This window comes from Nocardia sp. NPDC059764 (assembly GCF_042732555.1).
In the GTDB taxonomy this organism is placed as follows: Bacteria; Actinomycetota; Actinomycetes; order Mycobacteriales; family Mycobacteriaceae; genus Nocardia.
Genome location: NZ_JBHWHH010000343.1, coordinates 1 through 2,088 on the forward strand (window position 1 = coordinate 1; position 2,088 = coordinate 2,088).

Sequence of the window (2,088 nt, forward strand, 5' to 3'; positions counted from 1 at the left end):
GCCGTGGAGTCAGCGTTCGGTGGGGATGCGCAGGGTCCGGGTGGTGTCGAGGTAGATGCCGCGCTGGCCGCTGCGGGCGGGCGGGGGCAGCTGGGAGACGAGCTGCTCGAGGGAGGTGGTGGCGCCGACGACCGGCATGCCCGCGACGATGAAGTCGGCCACCGCGCGGCGGATGTGGTTGGGGGAGGTGACCACGATGGCGCTGGTCGCGCCCGCGTCGCGCAGCATCTGCACGCCGAACAGCGCGTTCTGGACGGTGGAGCCGGCGCGGTGGTCGGTGAGGATGCGGTTGGCGGGGATGCCGTGGCCGATCAGCCAGCCCTGCATGGCCGCCGCCTCGGTGATGCCGTTCTGCGGGTTGCCGCCGGTCACCAGGATGGGGGAGAAGGGGGAGGCGAGGGCCTGCAGCCAGGCCGCCTGGAGGCGGTTCACCAGTTCGGGGCGCATGGCCCCGTCGGGGAGCAGGCCGTAGCCGAGGACCGCGATGCCGGTCTGCGGGCCCGCGATGGCCGGGATCGGGTTGGGCAGGGTGCCGACGGCGGCGCCGATGGCGCGGAACAGGGTCCGGGTGCCGTCGGCGAGTCGCCCGTCGACGCCGTTGAGGCGGTTCATCGCCAGCTCGCGGGTGATGATGTCGCCGGCGTAGTCCGACCAGATCGCCTGCAGGGCCAGCGCCTGCGCGTCATCCGGTGATTCACTGAGCAATTGGCGCAGGTCGGCCAGGCCGGCCGCCTCGTTTCCGCTGGTGAAGTTGTCCTGTGCGGAGTTGAACAGCGCCGCGGGATCCGCGTGCGCGGTGCCGGTGCCGAGGATGGCGATGGTCGCGGCCGCTGCCGCGAGCAGGGTGGGAAAGCGCCTGGCGATCTGCACTGCTGTCGACCTTTCGGAGGGTGTCTCGCCTGCGTTTGCTGGCAAATCAATGGAGTAGCTGGTTATTGGCCCAGTGCTGGATGGAGACACGATACGACTGAACACGGCGGTTGTCGGGTATTTGCCCGTTTGAATTCGCGAGTTCGGCCCCGCCGGGTGTGGGAACACGCCCGCCGCGCTCCGGACAATGCGGACGCACCGGAGCGGACATGTCGGCGTTCCGGACGGACATTGCGGACACGTGGGACGGGGACGGTCCCGGCGCCGGATAAGCTGTGCACCCGTGGATACGACTTCGCTCATCGGCAAGGAACTCGCCGCCGCCATCAACGCCGACACCAAGCAGCGCGCCGCCGCCCTCGCCGAGCAGGGCGCCGCACCGCGCCTGGCGCTCGTGATCCCGAACGACGACCCGGCCAGCGCCTGGTACGTGAAGTCGCTCAACCGCGCCGCCGAGCGCAATGGAATCACCTGCGAGAACATCGATCTCGGCGTCGACGCCACCGCCGAGGAGATCCGCGCCAAGCTCGCCGAGCTCTCCGGGGACGCCTCGGTCGACGCGATCATGCTGCAGACCCCGCTGCCCAAGGGCGTCGCCCTCGACGACGTCAGCTCCGCCATCGCCGCGGGCAAAGACGTCGACGGCGTGAGCCCGCTGTCGCTGGGCCTGCTCGCCGCCGGCCAAGCGCGGAGAGGCGGAGCGGCGGGCTTCCCGCCCGCCACCTCCGAGGCGGTCGTGGAACTGGCCAAGTTCCACCGGGTGCCGCTGGAAGGGCGTCACGTCGCGGTGGTCGGCCGCTCGAACGTGGTCGGCAAGCCGCTGCTGCAGCTGCTGCTGGCCGAGAACGCGACCGTCACCATCGCGCACTCCCGCACCACCGACCTGCCGGCCGTCACCTCGGCCGCGGATGTCGTGGTCGCCGCGGTCGGCCGTGCGGGCCTGATCACCGCCGACCATGTGCGCGAGGGCGCGGTCGTCATCGACGTCGGCACCAACGAGGACGACAACGGCAATATCACCGGCGACGTCAATGCCGAGTCGGTCACCGGCAAGGCCGCGGCCCTGAGCCCGGTCCCCGGCGGCGTCGGCCCGGTCACCACCGCGCTGCTCATGCGCCACGTGGTCCAGGCCGCCGAATCCGGCCGCTGATCCCGGACAGAAGCCGCTGATCCCGGACAGAAATCAGGGAGCGCCCGGCGCGGGAATCGGTCCGATTC

At 71.1% G+C, this 2,088-nt stretch carries 2 protein-coding genes; one reads left to right on the forward strand and one right to left on the reverse strand.

The window, feature by feature from the left end:
• Window positions 1-9: 9 nt before the first annotated feature.
• Window positions 10-870 carry a YdcF family protein gene (locus tag ACFV4K_RS35515; protein ID WP_379280670.1) on the reverse strand — a complete coding sequence of 287 codons (861 nt, stop codon included), beginning with the start codon at window positions 868-870 and terminating at the stop codon, window positions 10-12.
• 283 nt (window positions 871-1,153) lie between these two features.
• Between ACFV4K_RS35515 and ACFV4K_RS35520 the strand changes: the two genes are divergently transcribed.
• Window positions 1,154-2,020 carry a bifunctional 5,10-methylenetetrahydrofolate dehydrogenase/5,10-methenyltetrahydrofolate cyclohydrolase gene (locus ACFV4K_RS35520; protein WP_379280671.1) on the forward strand — a complete coding sequence of 289 codons (867 nt, stop codon included), beginning with the start codon at window positions 1,154-1,156 and terminating at the stop codon, window positions 2,018-2,020.
• Window positions 2,021-2,088: the final 68 nt, after the last annotated feature.